A 22,540-nucleotide genomic window follows, 5' to 3' on the forward strand; every position below is an offset into this window, starting at 1 on the left:
CGGGCACAGTGCTAGAAATGGGACATGATCGGTCCTTCTCGCCGGTCCCGGACGAGAGCGGCGCCGCTCGGCGAAGGCCGCCCCGCCGGCTCGTCCCGCCGCCCGGGGGCGCCGCATGACCCCGGACGGCGCCTCTCGCCGTCCCTGAGCGTGCGCACGCTCGCCGCGCAGGTCTTCCTGCTCCAGGTCCTGATCATGCTGGTGCTCGTCGCCGTGGCCGTCGCGGCCCTGGTCGTACAGGGGCGGTACGAGGCCGAGCGGGGCGCCGAGAACCGCTCCCTCGCCGCGGCGGAGGCCTTCGCGCACGCCCCCGGCACGGCCGCCGCGCTCCGGTCGGCCGATCCGACGGCACGGCTCCAGCCCGGCGCGGAAGCGGCCCGGCGCGGCTCCGGCGTCGACTTCATCACCGTTCTCGACCTGAACGGCGTACGGCTCACCGACCCCCGGCCCGAGCTGATCGGCACCGTCGCGGAGGGCGTGGAGCGGGCCGCCCGGGGAGAGACCTTCACCGAGACGTTCCGCGGCGACCCCACCGACGCCGTGCGCGCCGTCGTACCCGTACGCGACGCCGGCGGGCGCGTGGTCGGCATGGTCAGCGCCGGCATCCAGTTCGACACCCTGGGCCAGGTCTTCAACCAGCAGGTCCCCATGATGCTCGCCGCCGCGGTGGGCGCGCTCGCGCTCGCCACCGTCGGCACCGCCCTGGTCAGCCGGCGGCTGCAGCGGCAGACCCACGGCCTGGGCCCCGCCGAGATGACCCGGATGTTCGAGCACCACGACGCCGTGCTGCACGCCGTACGCGAGGGCGTCCTGATCGTCGGCGACGGACGCCTGCTGCTCGCCAACGACGAGGCCCGCCGGCTCCTGGACCTCCCGGAGAACGCCGACCGGCGACCGGTCACCGAACTCGGCCTCAGCCCCGCCCTGACCCGGCTGCTCGTGTCGGCCGAACCCGTCTCCGACGTGGTCCTCCCGGCCGGTGAGCGGCTGCTCGCGGTCAACACCCGGCTCACCGAGCCCTACGGCGGCGCGCCCGGCCTGGTCGCCACCTTCCGCGACACCACCGAACTGCGCGCCCTCTCCGGCCAGGCCGAGGTGGCCCGCGGCCGGCTCACCCTCCTGTACGAGGCGGGCGTCCGCATCGGCACCACACTGGACATCCGGCGCACCGCGGAGGAACTCGCCGACGTGGCCGTCCCCCGCATGGCCGACTTCGTCACCGTCGAACTCCTCGACTCCGTCCTGCGCGGCGAGGAGCCCACCGGCGCCGTCCGGCGGATGCGGCGCACCGCGCTGAGCGAGTCCCGGGCCGGACATCCGCTCCAGCCGGTCGGCGACCTGATCCAGTTCCTGGTGGCCGACACGCCGATGGTCGCGGCGCTGGAGCGCGGCAAGGCCGTACGCGTCGCGGACCTGAACAGCGCCCACGACTGGCGGGCCCACGACCCGGCGGGCGCCCGCCAGGCACTGGAGTACGGCATCCACTCGCTGATCACCGTCCCCCTGCGGGCCCGGGGCGTGGTCCTCGGCATGGTCAACTTCTGGCGCGGCGCCGGCTCACCGCCGTTCGAGGAGGAGGACGTCGCCGTCGCCGAGGAACTGGTGGCCCGCGCCGCCGTCGCCATCGACAACGCCCGCCGCTACGCCCGCGAGCACACTATGGCCGTCACCCTGCAGCGCAGCCTGCTGCCCCGGGACGTCCCCGAGCAGGACGCGCTGGAGATCGCCTGGCGGTATCTGCCCGCCCAGGCCGGGGTGGGCGGCGACTGGTTCGACGTCATCCCGCTCCCCGGATTCCGGGTGGCCCTGGTCGTCGGCGACATCGTCGGCCACGGCCTGCACGCCGCGGTGACCATGGGCCGGCTGCGGACCGCGGTGCTGAACTTCTCCTCGCTGGACCTCTCCCCGGACGAACTGCTCAGCCACCTCGACGAGATGGTGACGCTCCTGGACGCCCAGACGTCGTCGGACAGCCACAGCGACGGCGCCCCCGTCACCGGCGCCACCTGCCTGTACGCCGTCTACGACCCGGTCGCCGGACGCTGCACCCTCTCCCGCGCCGGGCACGTCGCACCGGCCGTGGTCGACCCCGAGGGCGCGGTGACCTTCCCCGACCTCCCGCTCTCGCCGCCCCTGGGGGTCGGCGGACACCCCTTCGAGGCCGGCGAGCTGGACCTGCCCGAGGGCAGCCGGCTCGTCCTCTTCACCGACGGACTGATCGAGGACCGCGGCCGTGACATCGACGAGGGCCTGCGGATGCTCCGCTCGGCGGTGGCCGGCCCGGACCGCACACCGGAGGAGACCTGCGGCACCGTCATGGACACGATGCTGCCCGGCCACCCCAGCGACGACGTCGCCCTGCTGGTCGCCCGCACCCGGCTGCTCGACCCCTCGCGGGTCGCCGCCTGGGACGTACCGCTCGACGTGACCGCCGTCTCCCGGGTCCGCACGGAGGTGAGCCGCCGGCTCGGCGACTGGGGCCTGGAGGAGTCGTCCTTCACCACCGAACTCGTCCTCAGCGAACTCCTCACCAACGCGATCCGCTACGGCGCTCCCCCCGTGCACGTCCGGGTGATGCTGGGCCGCACCCTCGTCCTGGAGGTCTCGGACGGCAGCAACACCTCCCCGCGCCTGCGCCGCGCCGCCACGACCGACGAGGGCGGCCGCGGCCTGTTCCTCGTCTCCCAGTTCGCGGACCGCTGGGGCACCCGGTACGCGGCGAAGGGCAAGGTCATCTGGGCGGAACTCACCCTGGGCCGCGCCCCCGAACCGGACCCGACGGCGCTGATGGACGAGCTGGCCCGGTGAGCCGGTGGACGGCCGGCCCGGTGCGCCGGCCGCCCCGCACTGTTCGTTCGTGTGGGAAAACTTCGCCTTTCGTGAAGGCGCACCACCGTTGACGCGCTCGTGTCACATGCCTACCTTCCAAGAAAGCGCTTGCCCGCCCTTCGGGCCGCCATTTCCCCAGCATGGAGCGCAAGACGGCAACCCTGCTTCGCCATGCCTGAAAGCAGATTGAGAAAGGGCTATCCCACATGCGATTACCCGGTCCTCAGCCACCACCGGACGAGACGAGAGGCCCCGCCTCCCTCAGCCGCCGCAGGCTGCTGACAGGCACCGCCGCCACCGCGGCCGTCGCCGCCCTCCCGGCCCTCGGCGGGGCCCCGCCCGCCGCGGCCGCCACCTCACCGGACCCGGCCCGGCTCGCCGCCCCGGCGGCGCAGAGCGCCGACGGCTTCGCGGGCGTCGCCGCCCTAGGCCTGACCGGCACCACCGGCGGCGCCGGCGGCCCCGTGGTCACCGTCACCGACGCCGAGACGTTCCTGGACTACTGCGACCGCACGGAACCGTACGTCATCCAGGTCTCGGGCACCCTGCGCATCACCAGCAAACAGGGCGTCCGCTCCAACAAGACCATCGTCGGACTGGGCACCGACGCGGAGATCACCGACGGCGGCCTCGACATGTACCGCAGACAGAACGTGATCATCAGGAACCTGCGGTTCACGGACGCCGAGGACGACGCGATCAGCATCCAGCAGTCCTCGCACCACATCTGGATCGACCACTGCACCTTCAGCTCGGGCGCGGACGGCCTGATCGACATCGTGCGCGGCGCCGACTACATAACCGTGTCCTGGAACCACTTCCACGACCACAGCAAGACCATGCTGATCGGCCACTCGGACGCCAACGGCAGCCAGGACCGCGGCGCGCTGCGGGTCACCTTCCACCACAACTTCTTCGACGGCACGGCCCAGCGCCACCCGCGTGTCCGCTTCGGTGAACCCGTGCACGTCTACAACAACTACTACCGCGCCAACACCCTCTACGGCGTGGCCTCCACCGAGGACGCGGGCGTGCTGGTGGAGGCCAACTACTTCGAGAACGTCGCCCACCCGGTCTGCTCCGGCTACGACGAGAGCGGACCCGGCCGGGTGGTCGAACGCGGGAACGTCTACGTGAACTGCGGGAAGCCCGAGACGCTCGGCACGGTCGTCGAGCCGCGCACCTACTACGCGTACGCCCTCGACGCCCCCGCGAACCTCCCCGCCCTCGTGCCCGCCGGTGCCGGCGCCGGCCGGATCTGAAGGAGCCCTCCGTGCCAGAAGTTCCCCCGATCACCCGCCGCGGCCTGCTCGCGGGCACCGCCGCGGCCGCCGCCTCCGCCGCCCTCCTGACCGCCGGTACGGCCTCGCGCGCCCGGGCTGCCACCCCCGTGGCGGACACCGCGTCGCCGGCCCGGCTCGCCGCCGTGGCGGCGCAGAGCGCGGACGGGTTCGCGAGTGTCAGCGCGCTCGGCCTGAACGGCACCACGGGCGGCGTCGCCGGACCCACCGTGACCGTGACCACCGCAGCCCAGCTCGCCGACTACGCCGGCCGCAACTCGCCGTACGTCATCCTCGTCTCCGGGCGCATCCAGCTCGGCGGCATGATCACCGTGGTGGCCGACAAGTCGATCCTCGGCATCGGCTCCACCGCCGAGATCACCGGTGGCGGTCTCCAGCTCGGATCGACGACCCGGCCCGGCAACAACGTGATCATCCGCAACATCCGCTTCACCCGCGCCTCCGACGACTCCATCAGCGTCACCAACCGCGCCCACCACGTCTGGATCGACCACTGCGACTTCTCGCAGGGCTACGACGGACTGCTCGACATCAAACGGGAGTCGGACTACGTCACCGTCTCCTGGAACCACTTCCACGACCACAGCAAGACGTGCCTGCTCGGCCACAGCGACAGCTACACCGCCGACCGGGGCAAGCTGCGCTGACGTACCACCACAACTTCTTCGACGGCACCGACCAACGGCACCCACGCGTGCGTTTCGCGGAGCCGGTGCACGTCTACAACAACCACTACCGTGCCAACCGGCTCTACGGCGTGGCCTCGACGGAGAACGCGGGCGTGCTGGTCGAGGGCAACTACTTCGAGAACGTCGCCCACCCGATCTACTCCGGCTACGACGACAGCGGCCCGGGCCGCGTGGTCGAACGCAACAACCTGTACGTCAACTCCGGGGCGCCGCAGACGCTGGGCACCGTGATCGAGCCGCGCACCTTCTACGCCTACACCCTCGACGCCCCGTCCACCGTGCCCACCATCGTCCCGGCCGGCGTGGGTGTCGGCAGGATCGCCTGAACCCGGGAGGCCCACGATGCACCGTTCAGGAACCGTCCTCCTCACGGCCCTCGCCGCCCTGGCCGCGACGGCCGCCGCTCCCGCGCCCGCCACCCCCGCCGTGCCGGCGGAATCCGCGCCCACCGGCTTCGCGAGCGTCGACGCGTGGGGACAGCGCGGCACCACCGGCGGAGCGGGCGGTCCGACCGTGACCGTCTCCACCGCCGCGGACCTCATCGCCGCCGTCAAGGCCGAAGGCCCGCGGATCGTCCGGGTCAACGGCATGATCACGCTGCCCGCCGGCATGTACGACGTCAGCTCGGACAAGACGATCGTCGGTGTCGGCGCGAGCTCCGGCATCTCCGGCGGAGGCCTCAACATCGGCCTGCCCGCGAGCGACAGCGTCACCTCGCCGCCCGCGAACGCCGTGCACAACGTCATCATCCGCAACCTGACGTTCAAGAACGCCAGCGACGACTCCATCAACGTCCAGATGTTCTCGCACCACATCTGGATCGACCACAACGACCTGTCCGCCGGCTACGACGGGCTGATCGACATCAAGCGGGGCGCCAGCTACATCACCGTGTCCTGGAACCACACCCACCATCACACCAAGAACATGCTGCTGGGCCACTCCGACAAGAACGCAGCCCAGGACACCGGCCGGCTGAAGGTGACCTACCACCACAACTGGTACGACCGCACCCCGCAGCGCAATCCCCGCACCCGCTTCGGCGATCCGGTGCACATCTACAACAACTACTTCCTCGACAACAGCGACACCGGCCCGGCCTGCAACGCGGACTCGGGCTGCTTCGTCGAAGGCAACTACTTCGAGGACGTCGAGGAACCCATGACCAACAGCTACTCGGGACCCGAGGGCAACCTCGTCGAACGCAACAACGTGTTCGCCGGCGACACCGGCGAACCGGTCACCGGCGGCAGCGTCGAGGACCCGGCCGACTACTACACCTACACGGTCGACGACCCGCGCACGGTCAAGGAGACCGTGATGCGCGAGGCGGGTCCGGGAACCATCGGCCTGTGAGCCGCGGGGGCGGCTCGCCCGAGGGCGGCCGCCCCCGCCGGCCGGTCAGAACCGGGGAGTGGGCGACTGCGCCTCGACGAGCCGCGCGGCCTCCGCCTCCGTCTCGACGCAGGGCGGGGAACCGGCCAGCGGCTGGTTGGCGGTCTCCTTCATGCACAGCACGGCGACGACACCCACGGCCGCGGCCCCCATGGCGTAGTACGCCGGCATGAGGTTCGTGTCGAAGGCGCTGATCAGCGCGGTGATCACCAGGGGAGTGGTGCCGCCGAAGAGGGACGTGGAGAGGTTGTAGGCGACCGACAGCGAGCCGTAGCGGACCTGGGTCGGGAAGATCGCCGGAAGCGCCGAGGACATCGTGCCGAGCATCGTCACCAGGGACAGCCCGAGCAGGAGCAGGCCCGCCGTGATGAGGACGACGTCGCCCTGCCGGATGAGGAGGAAGGACGGCACGGACAGGAAGAGGAAGCCGAGCATCCCCGTCATCAGCAGCGGCTTGCGCCCGAAGCGGTCCGAGAGGCGTCCCACCTGGTTCATCAGGCACATCTGGAGGACCATCACGACGAGCAGGATCAGCAGCCCGTGGTTGGTGCCGTAGCCCAGCTCGTCGGACAGGTACGTCGGCATGTACGACAGCAGCATGTAGTCCGTGATGTTGTACGCGGCGACCAGCGCGACACACAGCAGCAGCGGCCGCCAGTAGCGCGTGAAGATCTTGCCGAGGTCGCCCGTCGCCGACGTCTCCACGGCGTCCGCCGCCTCGCTCGCCCGGACCTGGCCACCCTCCAGCTTCTGGAAAGCGGGCGTCTCGTCCAGCCGCAGCCGCAGGTACAGGCCGATGAAGCCGAGCGGCGCCGCGAGCAGGAAGGGGACGCGCCAGCCCCAGTCCAGCATCTGCGCCTCGGTGAGGAAACTGGTCAGCAGGACCACGAGCCCGGACGCGCCGACGTACCCGGCGAGCGTGCCGAACTCCAGGAAGCTGCCGAAGAAGCCGCGTCGCTTGTCGGGCGCGTACTCCGCGATGAACGTCGAGGCGCCGCCGTACTCACCGCCGGTGGAGAACCCCTGCACCATCCGGAAGAGGATCAGCAGGGCCGGCGCCCACAGCCCGATGCTGGCGTGCGACGGGATGAGGCCGATGGCGAAGGTGCCCACCGCCATCATGATCATGGTGACCGAGAGGATGCGCTTGCGGCCGATCTTGTCGCCGAGCGGCCCGAACACCATGCCGCCCAGGGGCCGCACCAGGAAGGCGACCGCGAACGTCGCGAAGGAGCTGAGCAGTTGCGCGGTGTCGTTGCCGGACGGGAAGAAGACCTTACCCAGCGTCACCGCGAGATAGCTGTAGATCCCGAAGTCGTACCACTCCATCGCGTTGCCGAGTGCGGCGGCCTTCGTGGCCCGCTTCACGGCCGCTTCGTCGGTGACGGTGATGTCGCTGCGGCGCAGCTTCGGGTTGCGCCGCTTCTCGATCGCGCGGAACAGCACCCTGTGGCGCCTGACCGCGGCGGGCTTCACCGACTCGTCGTTGTCGGTCGCCGCCATGACAGTGATCCTTTCGCCGGTGAACTACCGGCTGGTCTTCTGCGCACTTCTCGCCCAGTCAAACGGATCTTCTCGCTCCGGGTCCGGGCGATCGCGGTGCGTGGCCGGTGAGCTCCCGACGGCCGGGGTTTCGCACAGAGGGCGCGGAAGCGGTGCGGTCGTGTCCCAGGGGCGGCGGGAAGGTCCGCCATTCGGGTGAACCGCGGCGCACCGCCGGACCGCGCGGAAACCAAGGGACCAGCAGCCGGCGACGCGTCTTTCCACCGTGCGGCGAGCCCTGGGAAGTGGCGACCTGGTGCGTGCCTGGCCAGACTGAGAAAGGCGGAGCGTGCTCGGACACGTAAGGCTTCGAACCGTCGACCGGAATGCGGCGAGGCCGTTCTTCGCCGCCCGAGGAGTCCGGACCGTCTCATCCCGTCCCGTGGCCTTGACGCCCACGTGTCCTCCAGGAGAGCGCATGGCGGAAACTTCATCCAAGGCGCCCATGACCGGGCCGGACGAATCCGCTGTGGGCACGCGCGAGACCGGCCCGGCCGGACGCGAGACCGAACGGGAACTCGCCGCCGTGCTGGCCGAGATCGTGGGTGCCGAGGACGTTCCCGTCGACAGTCACTTCTTCACCGATCTCGGCGCCAACTCCCTGGTGATGGCCCAGTTCTGCGCCCGGGTGCGGAAGAGACCGGACCTGCCCTCGCCGTCCATGAGGGACATCTACCGCAACCCCACCATCCGCAGCCTCGCGGCGGGTCTCGGGGACACCGCCCCCGCCACCGCGCCCGCCCGCGCGGCCGCCGCCCCTGCCGACACGGGCGCGCACCAGGCCTCCCCGTCGGCCCCGGCGACGCCCGTGCCGCCGCCACCGGCGCAGATACCGCGCACGAGCCGTGTCCGGCAGCGGGTGTGCGGGACGTTCCAGTTGCTGGTGTTCCTGGGATACTCCCTGGTCACCGGGTTCGTCACCGCGCGCGGATACGAGTGGGTCGCCGCCGGGTCAGGTATCGGCGGTGTCTACTGGCGGTCGCTGGTCTTCGGAGGGGGCGGATTCGTCGCCCTGTGCGTGTTCCCGGTCATCGCGAAATGGGTGCTCGTCGGCCGGTGGAAGCCCGCCGAGTTCCCCGTGTGGGGCCTGGCGTACGCGCGTCTGTGGCTCGTCAGGGTGCTGCTGCACGCGAATCCCATGGTCTTCCTCGTCGGGACCCCGCTGTACGTGCTGTACCTGCGCTCTCTCGGCGCCCGGATCGGCAGGCACGTCACGATCCTCTCCCGCTCCGTCCCGGTCTGCACCGACCTGGTGACCATCGGGGCCGGCACGGTGATCCACCGGACGTCGTTCTTCCTCGGCTACCGGGCCCACGCCGGACGCATCCAGACCGGCCGGGTCACGCTCGGCCGCGACGTGTTCGTCGGCGAGCAGACCGTCCTGGACATCGACACCTCGATGGGCGACGGGGCACAGCTCGGCCACTCCTCGGCCCTCCACCGCTTCCAACGGGTCCCGGACGGTGAGCACTGGCACGGGTCTCCGGCCGAGCCCACACAGACCGACTACCTACGGATCACGCCGGCCCGCTGCGGCACCGCACGGCGAACCTGGTTCGGCGTTCTGACACTGCTTCAGTGGATCTTCCTGTACGTGCCGTTCGGCGTCGGCGGGACGTACATGCTGTTCACCGAGGTTCCGGCCCTCGGCGAACGGCTCGACCCGCGCACGGTCATGTCGGCCCGGCCGGAGCTGATCGCCGACGCACTCGTCCTCTCCCTCGCGCTCTCCCTCGGCTTCGTCGCCGTGGGCGTCGTAGCCCTGTGCGCCGTTCCGCGACTGCTGAGCCTGGCCGTCCGGCCGGGCCGGGTCTATCCGCTCTACGGATTGCACTACGCGCTGCACCAGGTGACGGTTCGCCTGACGAACGTCAAGTTCTTCGCGTGGCTCTTCGGCGACAGTTCCTACATCGTGCCCTACCTGCGGGCACTCGGATACGACCTGTCACGGGTCGTGCAGACCGGCTCCAACTTCGGCACCGAGGTGCGGCACGAAACCCCGCTCCTGGTCTCGGTCGGCAGCGGAACCATGGTGGCGGACGGGCTCTCCGTACTCAACGCGGAGTTCTCCAGTACGTCTTTCCGGCTGTCCCGCGTGTCGATCGGGCCGCGCAACTTCCTGGGCAACGACGTCGTCTATCCCGTCGGCGGCAGGACGGGCGAGAACTGCCTCCTCGCGACCAAGGTGCTCGTTCCCCTGGACGGAGAGGTCCGGGAAGGCGTGGGCCTCCTCGGCTCGCCCAGCTTCGAGATACCGCGCTCGGTCGAGCGTGACGCGCGGTTCGACCACCTCAGGACGGGGGACGCGCTGCGCCGCGGTCTCGCGGCGAAGAACCGCTACAACCGCCGGTCCATGGCCCTGATGCTGTTCGTACGCTGGACGCACCTGTTCGCGCTCAGCCTGCTCGCCCTCGTCTGCGCCGACCTGTACGGCGCGGCCGGGCACGTGGTGATCGCCGCGTACCTGCCGCTGGCGCTCGCCCTCACCACCGGGTACTTCGTCCTGGTCGAGCGCTGCGTGACCTCGTTCAGGGGACTGCGCCCCCAGCTGTGCTCCATCTACGACCGGGCGTTCTGGCTGCACGAGCGCCTGTGGAAGGTGCCCGCCCTCTACCTCAACGTCTTCAACGGAACGCCGTTCAAGAGCGTCGTCTGGCGTCTGCTGGGCGTGCGCATCGGCAGGGGAGTGTTCGACGACGGCTGTTTCCTCACCGAACGCACCCTCGCCGCGATCGGTGACGACTGCACCCTCAACGCGGGCAGCGTGATCCAGTGCCACTCGCAGGAGGACGGCACGTTCAAGTCCGACCACACCACGCTCGGTGCCGGCTGCACCCTCGGCGTCGGCGCCTACGTCCACTACGGCGTGACCATGGGTGACGGTGCGGTGCTGGCAGCCGACTCCTTCCTCATGAAGGGCGAGGAAGTCCCCCCGCACGCCAGATGGGGCGGCAACCCGGCCGTGGACATGCCCGAACCCGCCGGCGCGGCCCGCGACCACGGCCGGGCCGACCACCGGCAGCTGAGCGGCGGCCACCGCGAGCACCCCACTGCAGACAGCACGACGTGAGAAAGGCCCTTCGATGGAAACGCGCGTGGTAGCGGACCGGGACTACTGGAGCCGTGTGCTGACCGCCGGTGGTGTCACCCCCGTGCCGCGGTGGGTCCGCCGGCCGGTCCCCGGCACGGCCGAGCACGAGGTGGAGGTCCCGCCCGACGTGACCCGGTCGGTCCGGGACCTGGTGGCTCGGTCCGGCGTGCCCGTCAGCGCGCTGCTGCTGGCGGCGCACGCCAAGGTCCTGGCCGCGCTGTCCGGCGAACAGGAGGTCGTGACCGGATACACCGCCGGAGTGCGCGGCGAGCCCCTGCCGTGCCGTGTGTCCGTCGCCCCCACGCCCTGGCGTGCCCTGCTGTCGGCCGCCGAACGCGCCGAGGCGGCGGTGCTGGCACACCGGGAGTTCCCGGTGACGCGGCTGCGGCACGAACTGGGGCTGACCGAGCGCCCGTACGACGTGGTGTTCGGGCCCTCGGCGGCCGAGGAGGACCGCGACGACGACGCCGTCGTGCGGGTCTGCTGGTCCGACCGGGGCGGGCGGCTGGTGCTGCGCCTGCGGTACCGCACGGACGCGCTGGACGCCGGGAGCGCCGCCCGGATCGGCGGCTACCACCTCGCGGCCCTCAAGCTGATGACGGCCGACCCCGACGCCGACCACACCCGGCAGAGTCTGCTGTCGGCCGACGAGGTGCGCGAACAGCTCGACGGACTGGCCGGACCCCGCCGCCCGCTACCGGACGTACGGCCCCACCAGCTGTTCGAGCAGCGGGCACGCACACACCCGGAGGCCGTGGCGGCGGTGCACGGCGAGCACGCGTGGACGTACGGCGAGCTGAACGCGCGCGCGAACCGGCTGGCGTGGGCGCTCCTGCACCGCGGGCTGGGCCGCGAGGACGTGGTCGCCGTCGTCACCGAACGCACCCTCGACTGGCTGGCCGCCACCCTGGCGGTGTTCAAGGCGGGCGGCGTCTACCTGCCGGTCGAGCCGCACTTCCCGGCCGACCGCATCGCGGCGACCCTGGAACGCGCGGGGTGCCGGCTCGTCCTGGCCGCATCCGGCAGCACCGGACACCTCGACGCGGCGCTGACCACCGTACCGGCGGAGAAACTGCTGATGGAGACGGCGTACGCGGAAGCGCACGCCGACACCGATCCCGGCGTGCGCGTCGACGCCGATCAACTGGCGTACATCTACTTCACCTCAGGGTCCACCGGTGAACCCAAGGGTGCGATGTGCGAGCACGCGGGCATGCTCAACCACCTGCGGGCGAAGATCGGCGCACTGGGCATCGGCGAGGGGTCCGTGGTCGCGCAGACCGCCCCGCAGTGCTTCGACATCTCGCTCTGGCAGCTGGTGGCCGCGCTGCTGGTCGGCGGGCGGACCGTGCTGGTCGGGCAGGACGTGGTCGTGGACGTGGAACGGTTCCTCGACACCCTGGCCCGCGACCGGGTCAACGTCGCGCAGGTCGTGCCGTCCTACCTGGAGGTCGTGGTGGCGCACCTGGAACAGCGGCCGCGCGCGCTTCCGCACCTGCGGTACGTGTCGGTGACCGGCGAGGCGCTCAAACGGGAGCTCGTCCAGCGCTGGTTCGCCGTCCAGCCGGACGTCCCCCTGCTCAACGCCTACGGACTGACGGAGACGTCCGACGACACCAACCACGAACTCCTGGACGGCGTACCCGACCGAGTGCTGCTGGGCCGGCCGGTCGACAACGTTCACGTCTACGTCGTGGACGAGCGGCTGTCCCTCGTGCCGCTGGGCGCCCCCGGCCTGATCGCGTTCTCCGGGGTCTGCGTCGGCCGGGGATACGTCAACGACCCCGAGCGGACCCGCGCGGCCTACCGCGCCGACCCCTACCGGCCCGGTAAGCGGCTGTACCTGGGCGGTGACTGGGGCCGCTGGCACCCCGACGGCAAGCTGGAGTTCCTCGGACGCCGGGACAACCAGGTCAAGATCCGCGGCTTCCGCATCGAGATCGGCGAGATCGAGAACGCCCTGCTGCGGGTGGACGGAGTGCGGGACGCCGCGGTGGTCGTCGTCGAGCGGGCCGGCGAGAGCGCCCAGCTGGTCGCCTTCCACACCGGCACCCGGCGGCGGCCCGAGGCCCTGCGCGAGGAGCTCGCGACAGTGCTCCCCGCGTACATGCTCCCCTCGGCCTTCCACTGGCGGGAGAGCCTTCCGCTGACCGCCAACGGGAAGACCGACAGCAAGGCCCTGACCGAGGCGGCCGGACGGCCGGCGCCGCCCACCGCACCGGACACAGCCGACGCGCAAACCCTCAGCCCCGCCGAGCGGCGGCTCGCCGCCGTGTGGGCCACGCTGCTGGACGTACCCGAGCATCTGATCGGCCCCACGAGCCACTTCTTCGAATCCGGCGGCACCTCCCTGTCGGCCGTCAAACTCACCCTCGCGCTCGACCGCGCGGTGTCCCTGAAGGACATCACCCGGCACCCGGTGCTCGCCGACCTGGCCGCCCTCCTGGAGGGCAGGGAACGGCCGCGCCCCCGACTGCTGCAGCCCCTGTCCGAAACGGCCGGCACGCCGGAGTGCGTGCTGGTCTGCTTCCCGTACGCGGGCGGCAACGCGGTCAACTACCGGCCCCTGGCCGACGCGTTGGCGGGCAGCGGCGTGGCGGTCCTCGCGGTGGACCTGCCCGGCCACGACCTGGGCGCGGCCCCGGAGCCCTTCGCGTCGGTCGCCCGGATCGCCCAGCGGGTCACCGAGGAGATCACCCAGGACATCACCCGAGACATCACACTGGACATCACCCAGGACATCACTGAGAAGATCACCGCACGCGGCGCGCCCCGGATCATGCTGTGGGGCCATTCGTCGGGCTGCGCCCCCGCCCTGGAGACGGCCAGACGGCTCGAGGAACGCGGCGTCCGGGTGACGCGGGTGTTCCTCGGTGCCCAACTGCTCGGCAGCGCCGACGACCGGAGCGCCGCCATCGACGAGCTGACACAGCGCGGCGACGGAGAGATCGCGGCGCGGCTGGCCGAGGACAGCGGCTACCCGGAGCTCGCCGAGGTCAACGCGCGGCACGCCGAACACATCGGTGCGGCCTACCGGCACGACTGCGTCCTGGCGCACCGCTACTTCCGCGCCGCACTGCAGTCCCCGCCACCGGTGAGGCTGTCCGCGCCGGTCACGGTGGTCGTCGCCGCCGACGACCCGCACACGCCGGACTACGCCCGGCGCCACCAGGACTGGCAGCTCCTGGCCGAGCGCGTCGACCTGTGCGAACTGCCCGACGGAGGCCACTACTTCCCGCGCACCCGACCAGCCGCGGCGGCTCAGGCCGTCCTGACAACCGCCGTACCCCTGGCCTCCGGCTGAGCCCCGTATTTCCGCCCCGGCCGCCCCCGCACGGATCCCCCGGCCGGCCCCGCACGGATGACGAAAGGAAACCGAGATGACCTCCTCGTCCCTGGCAGCACCCTTCGACGTCAGCCTGCGACCGGACAGACCGGCGCTGCTGAACGTCGACCCGCCCGCCGACCCCGCACAGTGGGCGGCGCGGTACCGGGAGGCACTGCGCGCCCAGGTCACCGAACACGGGGCACTGCTCGTGCGCGGCCTCGGACTGCGGGACGCGGACCAGGCCGGTGCCGTCTTCGCGCGGCTCGCCGGGGAGCTGATGACGGAACGGGAGGCCTTCGCGCCCCGGGAGTCCCACGGTCCGGGGCTGTACTCCTCCGCATCCTGGCCGGCCAACCAGCCGATGTGCATGCACCACGAGCTGAGTTACGCCCTGGACGTGCCCGGTCTGCTGCTGTGCGCCTGCCTGACCGCGCCCGCGGAGGGCGGCGCCACGGCGCTGGCCGACGCGGAACAGGTCCTGCGGGCGCTGCCCGCCGACCTGACCGACCGGTTCGAGCGCGAGGGCTGGATCCTGACCCGCACCTACAACGAGGAGATCGGCGCCACCCTCGCGGAGTCGTTCGGCACCGAGGACCGCGCCGAGATCGAACGCTACTGCCGGGCCCACGCCATCGACTTCGACTGGCGGCCCGACGGCACCCTGCGCACCGAGCAGCGCCGCAGCGCCGTCGTCCAGCACCCCCTCACGGGCCGGCGCTGCTGGTTCAACCAGATCGCGTTCCTCAACGAGTGGACGCTGGCCCCCGAGGTGCGCGAGTACCTGGTGGACGAGTACGGCGAGGACGGGCTGCCGTTCAACACCCGCTACGGGGATGGCACTCCGATCGGCGAGGACGTCGTCCGGCTGCTCAACACGACGTACGAGGCGCACACCCGCCGCGAGCCCTGGCAGGACGGTGACCTGCTGCTCGTGGACAACATCCGCACCGCGCACAGCCGGGAGGCGTTCGCGGGGGAGCGCCGGGTGCTCATCGGCATGGCCGAGCCGCGGCGTCTGGCCGACGGCCGCCCGATCCCGGAGGCGAGCGAGCGATGACCGATCTCGTCACCTCGACCACCGAGGCGGCCGCCGACGGCCGGGCCCCCGCGCCGACGTTCGCCGTGATCTCCGGTCAGCAGGTGCACCAGGCGCTGGCCGGACGCGAGCAGCAGCTCGTGGAGCTGGTGGAGGCCACCTACCGGCTGCACGGCGCGGGCCACTCGGTCAACCCGCCGTCCTACTTCCTGAACTTCCCCGACCGTCCCCGGGCACGGATCATCGCGCTGCCCGCCTCCCTCGGCGGATCGATCCACGTGGACGGCCTGAAATGGATCTCCAGCTTCCCGGACAACGTGAACGCGGGGCTGCCGCGGGCCTCCGCCGTGCTCGTCCTCAACGATCCCGAGACGGGCTACCCGTTCGCCTGCCTGGAGAGCTCCGTCATCAGCGCCAGCCGGACCGCCGCCTCCGCCGCCCTCGCGGCCGACTGGCTGAGCTGCAACCGGCCCCGTCCCCGCCGGGTCGGCTTCTTCGGGACGGGCCTGATCGCCCGCTACATCCACACCTTCCTGGCCCGCACGGGCTGGACCTTCGACGCGATCGGGGTGCACGACACGTCCGCCGACGCCGCCCAGGGATTCTGCGGCTACCTGCGGCAGATCGGCGCGGACGAACCGGTCACCGTCCACGACAGCCCCGAACGCCTCATCCGCTCCAGCGACCTGGTGATCTTCGCGACCGTCGCCGGCCGGCCGCACGTCACCACACCGACGTGGTTCGACCACCACCCGCTGGTGCTGCACGTGTCCCTGCGGGACCTCGCCCCCGAGATCCTGCTCGGCTCGGCCAACTTCGTCGACGACGTCGAGCACTGCCTGAAGGCCGACACCTCACCCCATCTCGTCGAACAGCGCACCGGGAACCGCGACTTCCTCAACGGCACCCTCCACGACGTGATGCTCGGGCGGGCCGCACCGCCGCGCGACCGACCCGTGATCTTCTCCCCGTTCGGTCTCGGCGTCCTCGACCTCGCCGTCGGCAAGTACGTCTACGACGAGGTGGACCGGGCGGGAGACCTCCGGCTCATCGACGACTTCTTCCACGACCTGCGCCGCTACGGCTGAGACCACCGGTCCCAGCCGGCCCCAGGAGGTCAGCCGTGCCTGTCATATCCGCTCCCTACGCCTTCAACGAGGGCCACCTCTTCGTCGACCTGCGATCGGTCTGCGGATACCCCCTCTACCTCAAGTGCGAGGGGTTCAACTTCGCCGGTTCCATCAAGCTGAAGGCCGCGAACGAGATGGTGGCGAGCGCCGAGCGCGACGGACTCCTGAAGCCGGATTCCATCCTCGTCGAGTCCTCCTCCGGGAACCTGGGCGTCGCACTCAGCATGATCGCCGCCAGCAAGGGCTACCGGTTCCTGTGCGTGACGGACTCACGCTGCAACCTGTCGACCAGGCTCCTGATGGAAGCCCTCGGCAGCGAGGTGCACGTCGTCGCCGACCAGGACCCCAAGGCCGGCTACCTCGGCAAGCGCATCGAGTACATTCGCTCGCTCTGCGCCTCCGACACCCGGTACGTGTGGCTCAGCCAGTACACCAATGCCGGGAACTGGTGGGCCCACTACCGTACGACGGCCCCGGAGATCGCCGGCCAGTTCCCGGAACTCGACGTCCTGTTCATCGGCACGGGCACCGCGGGAACCCTGATGGGCTGCGCACGCTACTTCCGCAACTGGCACCGCCCGGTGCGGATCGTCGCCGTGGACAGCGCCGGCTCGGTGGCCTTCGGCGGGGAGGCGGGGCGCCGGATGATCCCCGGCCTGGGCATGAGCATGCGTCCGCCCCTGCTCGACGAGTCCTACGTGGACGAGGTCCTGCGCGTGGAGGAGATGGACACCATCCGCATGTGCCACCGCATGGCCCGGCACGGCTTCCTGTTCGGCGGCTCGACCGGGACGGTGGTCAGCGGCGCGACGGACTGGCTGGCCCGGCACAGCACACGAGGTCTCACCGCGGTGGCCATCGCACCGGACCTCGGCGAGCGCTACCTGGACACCATCTACCAGACCAACTGGGTCGAAGGCCTCTACGGCGAACACATCCTGGGCTCCGTGGAGAACTGAACCGTTCTCGCCGTCCCCCGACTGCCGCCGCCCGTTCCCCGGTAGCATCCACCGGACGACCGAGGGCCGGCGCGGCCACCATCCACCCCCTCCGGTCCCGAGAAGTCGGAGACACCCAGCGGAAGGGCGGAACAGGTGAGCGCTGCTCCCTCTGGCGGGCGGGTCCTTCCCGCCCTTCCCGGTGATCCGTCCGGCATCGGTCCGTACCGGATCATCGGCCGCCTCGGCTCGGGCGGCATGGGAACCGTCCACGCCGGTATCGACTCGTCGGGCACGCGCGTCGCCGTCAAGGTGATCCACGCGGCGCAGGCCCAGGACGCCGAGTTCCGGGCGCGGTTCCGCCGTGAGGTGCAGCTCTCCCGCCGTGTGCAGGGGCCGTGCCTGATCCCGCTGCTCGCCGCCGACCCCGACGCCGCCGTTCCGTGGCTGGCGACCGCGTACACGCCCGGCCCGACGCTGAACCAGCACGTGTCCGAGCGCGGCCCGCTGACCGGCGGCATGCTGTACGCCCTGGCGACCGGAACCGCCCAGGCGCTGGCAGCCATCCACGAAGCCGGTGTCGTGCACCGGGACGTCAAACCGCAGAACGTCGTCCTCGCGCCCGCGGGACCCCGGGTACTGGACTTCGGCATCGCCCACGCGGCCGACGGAACCAGCGTGACCCGCACCGGCGTCATGACCGGCACCCCCGGCTGGATCAGCCCCGAGCACTACCGGACGGGCACCGCCGGCCCGGCCGGAGACATGTTCGCCTGGGGCGCGCTCGTCGCCTACGCCGCGACAGGACGCCTGCCGTTCGGAGCGGGCGCCCCCGACGCGGTCGCCTTCCGCGTCATGTCCGGCGAACCCGACCTCGACGGCGTTCCCGCAGAGTTGCGGAGCATCGTCGAGCAGGCCCTGGTGAAGGACCCGGCGGAGCGCATCACCGCGGCCGACGCCGCGCAGCGATGCCGAGCGCTCCTCGCCGCACAGACCACCCAGGCACTCGGCGAGGACACCGGCCACGGGACGACGCCGGCCGCCGGACTCATCGCCGCGGGCTGGGACATGCCCACCCTGGACGACCCCGGCTGGCACACCCGCCCCGCACGCTCCCGCAAGCGCCTGTACGCGGTGGCCGTGGCCGCGGCCGTCGTCATCGGCGGCGCGGCCGGCATCGCCCTCTCCGCTGCGACGGGCGGTCCGGGCGGCCGGTCGGCCGAGAGCGGCACGGCCACCACAGCCGACGCACCCCCGGACCCCGCCGACGGCGGCGCGGCTGCCGCCTCACGCCGGCCGCGCTCCGACACCGGGGCGAGCACACCGCGCGGCACGGACGAGAAGAACCCGGCGGAAGCCACCCTCGACACCTGGAGAGAGGCCCGCGCTCCCCGGAACAAGGCGGAGAACGACGTCCACGGTGCCATCGGCACCGGCCCCTGGCTGGACCCGGACACCTACCCCGACCTGGACAGCGAGATCACGTTCCACCCGTCCCGCGGCGAGGTCTACGTCGCGACGACCGGGCACGAACTGCCTTCCGTCGCCGTCCAGGAGCTGGCCCGGACCGCCTGTCTCGGCCTGCGCGACCTGAGCGGCTTCTACCCGGACTTCACGTACCGCGAGTACGTCCTCGTGGACGCGGCCCGCAAGGACGGACCGAGCATCGTCTGGGAGGACGACTTCCGCGCCGACACCGGCTGCGAGACCTCCCTCACCGACCGCACCACCGAGGGCGAGGGGCAGGCCACCGACTGGCAGCCCAGCGCCTCGGGGCTGCGGGCCGCGCAGATCCCCAGCGACGACGAGGACGTGATCCGCGTCGCCGACGCCCTGGCCAACCGGATCTTCTCCGCATGGCAGGGCAACTCCCGGATCACCACCGACCCCGACCGGCTCGGCCACGAGAACATGTCCGTCGGCTTCGACCCCGGCACCCAAGTGGTCTACGTCTGGGCGAAGAAGCCCGCGTGGGACCGGTCCGCGCGCGACGCCTGGGGCAAGCTCGCCGCCCGGGAGTCCTGCGACGCGCTCCGCGACGAGGCGAAGACCTGGGCGCATTGGCCCTACACCCGATACGCCGTCCTGATCCTCGACGACGCGGCCCGCCGGGCCGGCGAAGCGGGTGAGGACTTCCTGCGCTGGGGATCGGTCAGCGACTGCGCCGTCTGACTCACCCAAGGCCAAGGGGAGTCACACCGGCTTCTACGAGTCGGCACGGGCTCCTGCGAATCGGCCCGCCGCGCCTGCACTCCGCCCCTGACCGGCCCGGTCAGCCCATGCTCTTCGCACCGTCCAGGGACTCGCGGATGATGTCGGCGTGCCCGGCGTGCTGCGACGTCTCGGCGATGATGTGCAGCAGCACCCGGCGCACCGACCACTGGGTGCCCGGCTCGTACCACGGGGCCGAGGGCAGCGGCTGGGACGCGTCCAAGTCCGGCACCGTGGCGACCACTTCGTCCGTACGGCGAGCCACCTCGGCGTACTCCTCCAGTACGCCGGCCAGGGTCTCGCCGGGCAGCAGCCGGAACTCGTCGGCACGCCGTGCCCAGTCGGCCTCGGTCATGTTGCTCCAGTCGCCCAGTACCTCCGGCCCTTCCAGGATGAAGTTCACCCAGGACCGCTCGACGGACGCGACGTGCTTGATGAGACCGCCGAGGCACAGCTCGCTCACGGTGGTCCGCCGCGCGGCCTGCTCATCGGTGAGGTCACGCGTGGTGAGGCGCAGGAACTCGCGGTGCTGAGCCAGCGTCTGCAGCAGGTCGGCACGCTCTCCCCCCACGGCGGTGGAGGAGGGCGCGGTGGAAGCGGTGGGGGCGGTGGCGGAATGCGTCGAGGTCATCGTCTCCGGCTTTCTGCTGTGTTCCGTGGACGAGCACCACGTTAGGAGCCCTCTAGGTCAGATCGTGTCCTAAAGCCGGGACTGCGGGACTCAACCGAGGGTGTGACCGCCGTTGACCTTGATGCGTTCACCCGTGACGAAGGCCGCTTCCGGCGAGGCGAGGAACGCCACGGCGGCGGCCACGTCCTCCGGGCGGCCCATGCGACCCAGCGGGACGTCGGCGGCGTAGGCGGCCAGGGACTCCGGGCTCGCTCCGGCGTGCCGCTCGACCGGGATCCAGCCCGGCGCGACGGTGTTCACCGTGATCCCGTACGGGCCGAGCGCACGGGCCCAGCACTCGGTGAGGCTGTGCTGGGCGGCTTTGGCGGCCACGTACGCGGACATGGTGGGCAGGGCTCGCTCCAGCACGTCCGAGCCGATCTGGATGATGCGTCCGCCACCGCGCTCCCGCATGGCCGGCAGCACCGCCTGCATCAGCAGGGTGGGGCTCTTGACGAAGAACGTGAGCTGGGCGAGGTGGTCGTCCCACGTCACCGCCGCCGGGTCCGACTCGGGCTGCGGACCGGTGGCGTTGACGACGAGCGTGGTGATCGGACCGAGCCGTGCGGTGACGTCCGCGACGAGCCCTTCGACGGCGGTCTCGTCCGTCACGTCGGCGGCGAACGCCTCGGCGGTCCCGCCCGCCGCGCGGATGTCCGCCACCACCCGCCGGGCCGCTTCGGCCCCCGACCGGTGACCGACGGCGACCGGGTGCCTGTCGGACGCGAGACGCCGGGCGATCACGGCTCCGAGACCGCGGGAGGCCCCGGTGACCAAGGCAGCACCGGGAGTGTTGTCCGTGTGTGTCATGTCGCCAACATACGGCGTGGAGGGACGCCCGGGTCACCGGCAGGAGCACGCCGACGTGGAGCCTGTTCACAGCGGGGCGGCCGCGCCCTGCATGTCCGGCGGAAACCACGCCTGGAGGTTCTCGGGGTCGATCGGCATGGAGATGTGCTCGTGCGTGATCAGCCACTTGCCGTTCGTCCGCCGGAAGCCCACGGTCGACCGCACCCAGATCGCGGTGCTGAGCCCGTTCGTGCGGGTCCCGGAGTCCAGGTGGAGCATGTGCGCGAAGGCGATGTCCGCTTCACTGCTCGCGATGGTGAGCCCGTGGGTCTCCAGGCTGATCGGGCCGTCGTACGCGTCGAACCACCGCAGGAAGTTGCGGCGGACCTCTTCGTGTCCCGTGAGGTGCAGCGGGGGAACGGCGTCGTAGTAGACGATGTCGTCCGAGTAGAGGGACATGAGCCGGTCGATGTCCTTGGTCCGGCCGGCGTCGACGCGGCGTTCCAGCAGGTCCCTGATGGCGGACTCGTGCGGGGTCATCGCGGTCTCTCCCTTTCGCGGAAGGTGGGCATGAGGGGGTTGCGGCCATGCGGCGAAGCGATATCGCTCCGGCCTTTACGACAGAGCGGGCCCACGGAATGTGAGGCGGAGCGCCGGGGTCAGGGCCGTGGCTGCTGCGGGTGCAGCGTCAGGTAGAGGCGCGTGCCCTGCGGCCGGTAGCCGACGCGCTCGTAGACGCGGCGGGATCCCTCTCCGGAGTACTCCAGCCAGACCGATCGTGCCCCCCGGGCGAACATCGCTCCGGTCAGCGCGGCGGTCACCGCGGCGGCGATGCCGCGGCCCCGGTAGGCGGGACGGGTGCCGACACCGGACAGTTCGGCGGTGCCCTCGGCCGGCGGCGAGCACGATGCCCCGCCGGCGCAACCGCCCTGCGGGGCGCGGACGAAGCGCACCGCGCCGCCGCTCCGTTGCGTGCGACGGAGTCTGGCGGCGCCCTCCGCGGACGGGGCGAAGACACCTCCGAACGCCTCGGCGAGCGCGGCGTCGAGCGCCGCGTACTCGGCGTCGGTGGTGGGGCGTTCCACGCGGGGGGAGCCGGCGGACCGGGGGAGTGCCAGCCTGTCCGGAGTGCAGACGAGGTAGGTGTGCACCGCCTCGGTGCCGAAGCCCGCCGCCCGCAGGGCCGGCTCCACAGCGGGCGCGGCCTCCGGCGCGAACTCCAGCCGGGGCAGCAGGCCGCGCTCCCGGAAGGCCGCGACGAGCGCGGCGACGTCGCGCCCGGTCGGCTCGGCGCCGGGCAGCGGGGTGGCGTAGTTGAGGTACGGGCTGTCGGTGCCGGGGTCGAAGCCCGCGACGAATCCGCCGCTCTCGACGACCACGGGGCGGCGGCGCAGGTTGGCAACGGCGAAGCTCTGGACCTGGTTGTCCATGGGGGAAGTCGACCTCACGAAGTCTCGAGGGAGCCCCTGGCGGACTCGGGGGCCGAGTCCGGGGGCACGGGAGAGCGGCGATGCGCGAGGCACCGCGTCGTGGGGCCGCCGTGGCGAACAGCGTGGCAGGCCGGGGCTGCTGGGACCGCTGCGAAGCGGGT

At 71.6% G+C, this 22,540-nt stretch carries 14 protein-coding genes and 1 pseudogene; 10 read left to right on the plus strand and 5 right to left on the minus strand.

Going from position 1 to position 22,540, the window contains the following annotated elements:
• The first annotated feature begins 195 nt into the window (after positions 1 to 195).
• From AB0K92_RS27835 to AB0K92_RS27850, 4 genes and pseudogenes are all read left to right on the plus strand, one after another.
• A complete protein-coding gene (locus AB0K92_RS27835; protein ID WP_365927321.1) occupies positions 196 to 2,808 on the plus strand; it encodes a SpoIIE family protein phosphatase in 2,613 nt (870 codons plus the stop codon).
• Positions 2,809 to 3,035: 227 nt separating this feature from the next.
• Positions 3,036 to 4,091 (plus strand): right-handed parallel beta-helix repeat-containing protein, encoded by a 1,056-nt coding sequence (locus AB0K92_RS27840; RefSeq protein WP_365927281.1) that lies wholly within the window; start codon positions 3,036 to 3,038, stop codon positions 4,089 to 4,091.
• Positions 4,092 to 4,432: 341 nt separating this feature from the next.
• A pseudogene (locus AB0K92_RS27845) lies at positions 4,433 to 5,145 on the plus strand (right-handed parallel beta-helix repeat-containing protein).
• Between the two features lie 16 nt (positions 5,146 to 5,161).
• The gene (locus AB0K92_RS27850; protein WP_365927283.1) at positions 5,162 to 6,175 is read left to right on the plus strand and encodes a pectate lyase; all 1,014 of its coding nucleotides are present in this window, start codon (positions 5,162 to 5,164) and stop codon (positions 6,173 to 6,175) included.
• 45 nt (positions 6,176 to 6,220) lie between these two features.
• Here the strand turns inward: AB0K92_RS27850 and proP are convergent, their stop codons facing one another.
• Complete coding sequence (gene proP / locus AB0K92_RS27855; RefSeq protein ID WP_365927285.1) at positions 6,221 to 7,717, minus strand: glycine betaine/L-proline transporter ProP; 1,497 nt, start codon at positions 7,715 to 7,717, stop codon at positions 6,221 to 6,223.
• A 457-nt stretch (positions 7,718 to 8,174) separates the two neighbouring features.
• Between proP and AB0K92_RS27860 the strand changes: the two genes are divergently transcribed.
• The 6 genes from AB0K92_RS27860 to AB0K92_RS27885 all read left to right on the plus strand — a co-directional run bounded on the left by AB0K92_RS27860 (position 8,175) and on the right by AB0K92_RS27885 (position 19,451).
• Positions 8,175 to 10,826 carry a Pls/PosA family non-ribosomal peptide synthetase gene (locus tag AB0K92_RS27860; protein WP_365927287.1) on the plus strand — a complete coding sequence of 884 codons (2,652 nt, stop codon included), beginning with the start codon at positions 8,175 to 8,177 and terminating at the stop codon, positions 10,824 to 10,826.
• Between the two features lie 13 nt (positions 10,827 to 10,839).
• A complete protein-coding gene (locus AB0K92_RS27865; RefSeq protein WP_365927289.1) occupies positions 10,840 to 14,151 on the plus strand; it encodes an amino acid adenylation domain-containing protein in 3,312 nt (1,103 codons plus the stop codon).
• Between the two features lie 76 nt (positions 14,152 to 14,227).
• Positions 14,228 to 15,232: a TauD/TfdA family dioxygenase gene (locus AB0K92_RS27870; protein ID WP_365927291.1), complete on the plus strand. Its 1,005-nt coding sequence runs from the start codon at positions 14,228 to 14,230 to the stop codon at positions 15,230 to 15,232.
• Complete coding sequence (sbnB, locus tag AB0K92_RS27875; RefSeq protein ID WP_365927294.1) at positions 15,229 to 16,299, plus strand: 2,3-diaminopropionate biosynthesis protein SbnB; 1,071 nt, start codon at positions 15,229 to 15,231, stop codon at positions 16,297 to 16,299. The genes AB0K92_RS27870 and sbnB overlap by 4 nt, the downstream gene beginning before the upstream one ends.
• A 35-nt stretch (positions 16,300 to 16,334) precedes the next feature.
• Positions 16,335 to 17,300 carry a 2,3-diaminopropionate biosynthesis protein SbnA gene (sbnA, locus tag AB0K92_RS27880; RefSeq protein ID WP_365927296.1) on the plus strand — a complete coding sequence of 322 codons (966 nt, stop codon included), beginning with the start codon at positions 16,335 to 16,337 and terminating at the stop codon, positions 17,298 to 17,300.
• Positions 17,301 to 17,435: 135 nt separating this feature from the next.
• Positions 17,436 to 19,451 (plus strand): serine/threonine-protein kinase, encoded by a 2,016-nt coding sequence (locus tag AB0K92_RS27885; RefSeq protein WP_365927298.1) that lies wholly within the window; start codon positions 17,436 to 17,438, stop codon positions 19,449 to 19,451.
• 100 nt (positions 19,452 to 19,551) lie between these two features.
• Here the strand turns inward: AB0K92_RS27885 and AB0K92_RS27890 are convergent, their stop codons facing one another.
• The 4 genes from AB0K92_RS27890 to AB0K92_RS27905 form a co-directional block, all read right to left on the minus strand.
• A complete protein-coding gene (locus tag AB0K92_RS27890) occupies positions 19,552 to 20,121 on the minus strand; it encodes a DinB family protein (RefSeq protein WP_365927300.1) in 570 nt (189 codons plus the stop codon).
• A gap of 90 nt (positions 20,122 to 20,211) precedes the next feature.
• Positions 20,212 to 20,970: an SDR family oxidoreductase gene (locus tag AB0K92_RS27895; protein WP_365927302.1), complete on the minus strand. Its 759-nt coding sequence runs from the start codon at positions 20,968 to 20,970 to the stop codon at positions 20,212 to 20,214.
• Between the two features lie 66 nt (positions 20,971 to 21,036).
• On the minus strand, positions 21,037 to 21,489 hold the full coding sequence (locus AB0K92_RS27900; RefSeq protein WP_365927304.1) for a nuclear transport factor 2 family protein: 453 nt from the start codon (positions 21,487 to 21,489) through the stop codon (positions 21,037 to 21,039).
• A gap of 119 nt (positions 21,490 to 21,608) precedes the next feature.
• Complete coding sequence (locus tag AB0K92_RS27905) at positions 21,609 to 22,379, minus strand: GNAT family N-acetyltransferase (RefSeq protein ID WP_365927307.1); 771 nt, start codon at positions 22,377 to 22,379, stop codon at positions 21,609 to 21,611.
• Positions 22,380 to 22,540: the final 161 nt, after the last annotated feature.

This window comes from Streptomyces sp. NPDC052687 (assembly GCF_040678395.1).
Classification (GTDB): Bacteria; Actinomycetota; Actinomycetes; order Streptomycetales; family Streptomycetaceae; genus Streptomyces.

Bases quoted from the DNA above. Each gene is read 5' to 3' on its own strand.
- AB0K92_RS27850 (WP_365927283.1), top strand. From the start codon at position 5,162: ATGCACCGTTCAGGAACCGTCCTCCTCACGGCCCTCGCCGCCCTGGCC.
- AB0K92_RS27870 (WP_365927291.1), top strand. From the start codon at position 14,228: ATGACCTCCTCGTCCCTGGCAGCACCCTTCGACGTCAGCCTGCGACCG.
- proP (WP_365927285.1), bottom strand. From the start codon at position 7,717: ATGGCGGCGACCGACAACGACGAGTCGGTGAAGCCCGCCGCGGTCAGG.
- sbnB (WP_365927294.1), top strand. From the start codon at position 15,229: ATGACCGATCTCGTCACCTCGACCACCGAGGCGGCCGCCGACGGCCGG.
- AB0K92_RS27840 (WP_365927281.1), top strand. From the start codon at position 3,036: ATGCGATTACCCGGTCCTCAGCCACCACCGGACGAGACGAGAGGCCCC.
- AB0K92_RS27865 (WP_365927289.1), top strand. From the start codon at position 10,840: ATGGAAACGCGCGTGGTAGCGGACCGGGACTACTGGAGCCGTGTGCTG.
- AB0K92_RS27835 (WP_365927321.1), top strand. From the start codon at position 196: ATGCTGGTGCTCGTCGCCGTGGCCGTCGCGGCCCTGGTCGTACAGGGG.
- AB0K92_RS27895 (WP_365927302.1), bottom strand. From the start codon at position 20,970: ATGACACACACGGACAACACTCCCGGTGCTGCCTTGGTCACCGGGGCC.
- AB0K92_RS27905 (WP_365927307.1), bottom strand. From the start codon at position 22,379: ATGGACAACCAGGTCCAGAGCTTCGCCGTTGCCAACCTGCGCCGCCGC.
- AB0K92_RS27900 (WP_365927304.1), bottom strand. From the start codon at position 21,489: ATGACCCCGCACGAGTCCGCCATCAGGGACCTGCTGGAACGCCGCGTC.
- AB0K92_RS27860 (WP_365927287.1), top strand. From the start codon at position 8,175: ATGGCGGAAACTTCATCCAAGGCGCCCATGACCGGGCCGGACGAATCC.
- AB0K92_RS27890 (WP_365927300.1), bottom strand. From the start codon at position 20,121: ATGACCTCGACGCATTCCGCCACCGCCCCCACCGCTTCCACCGCGCCC.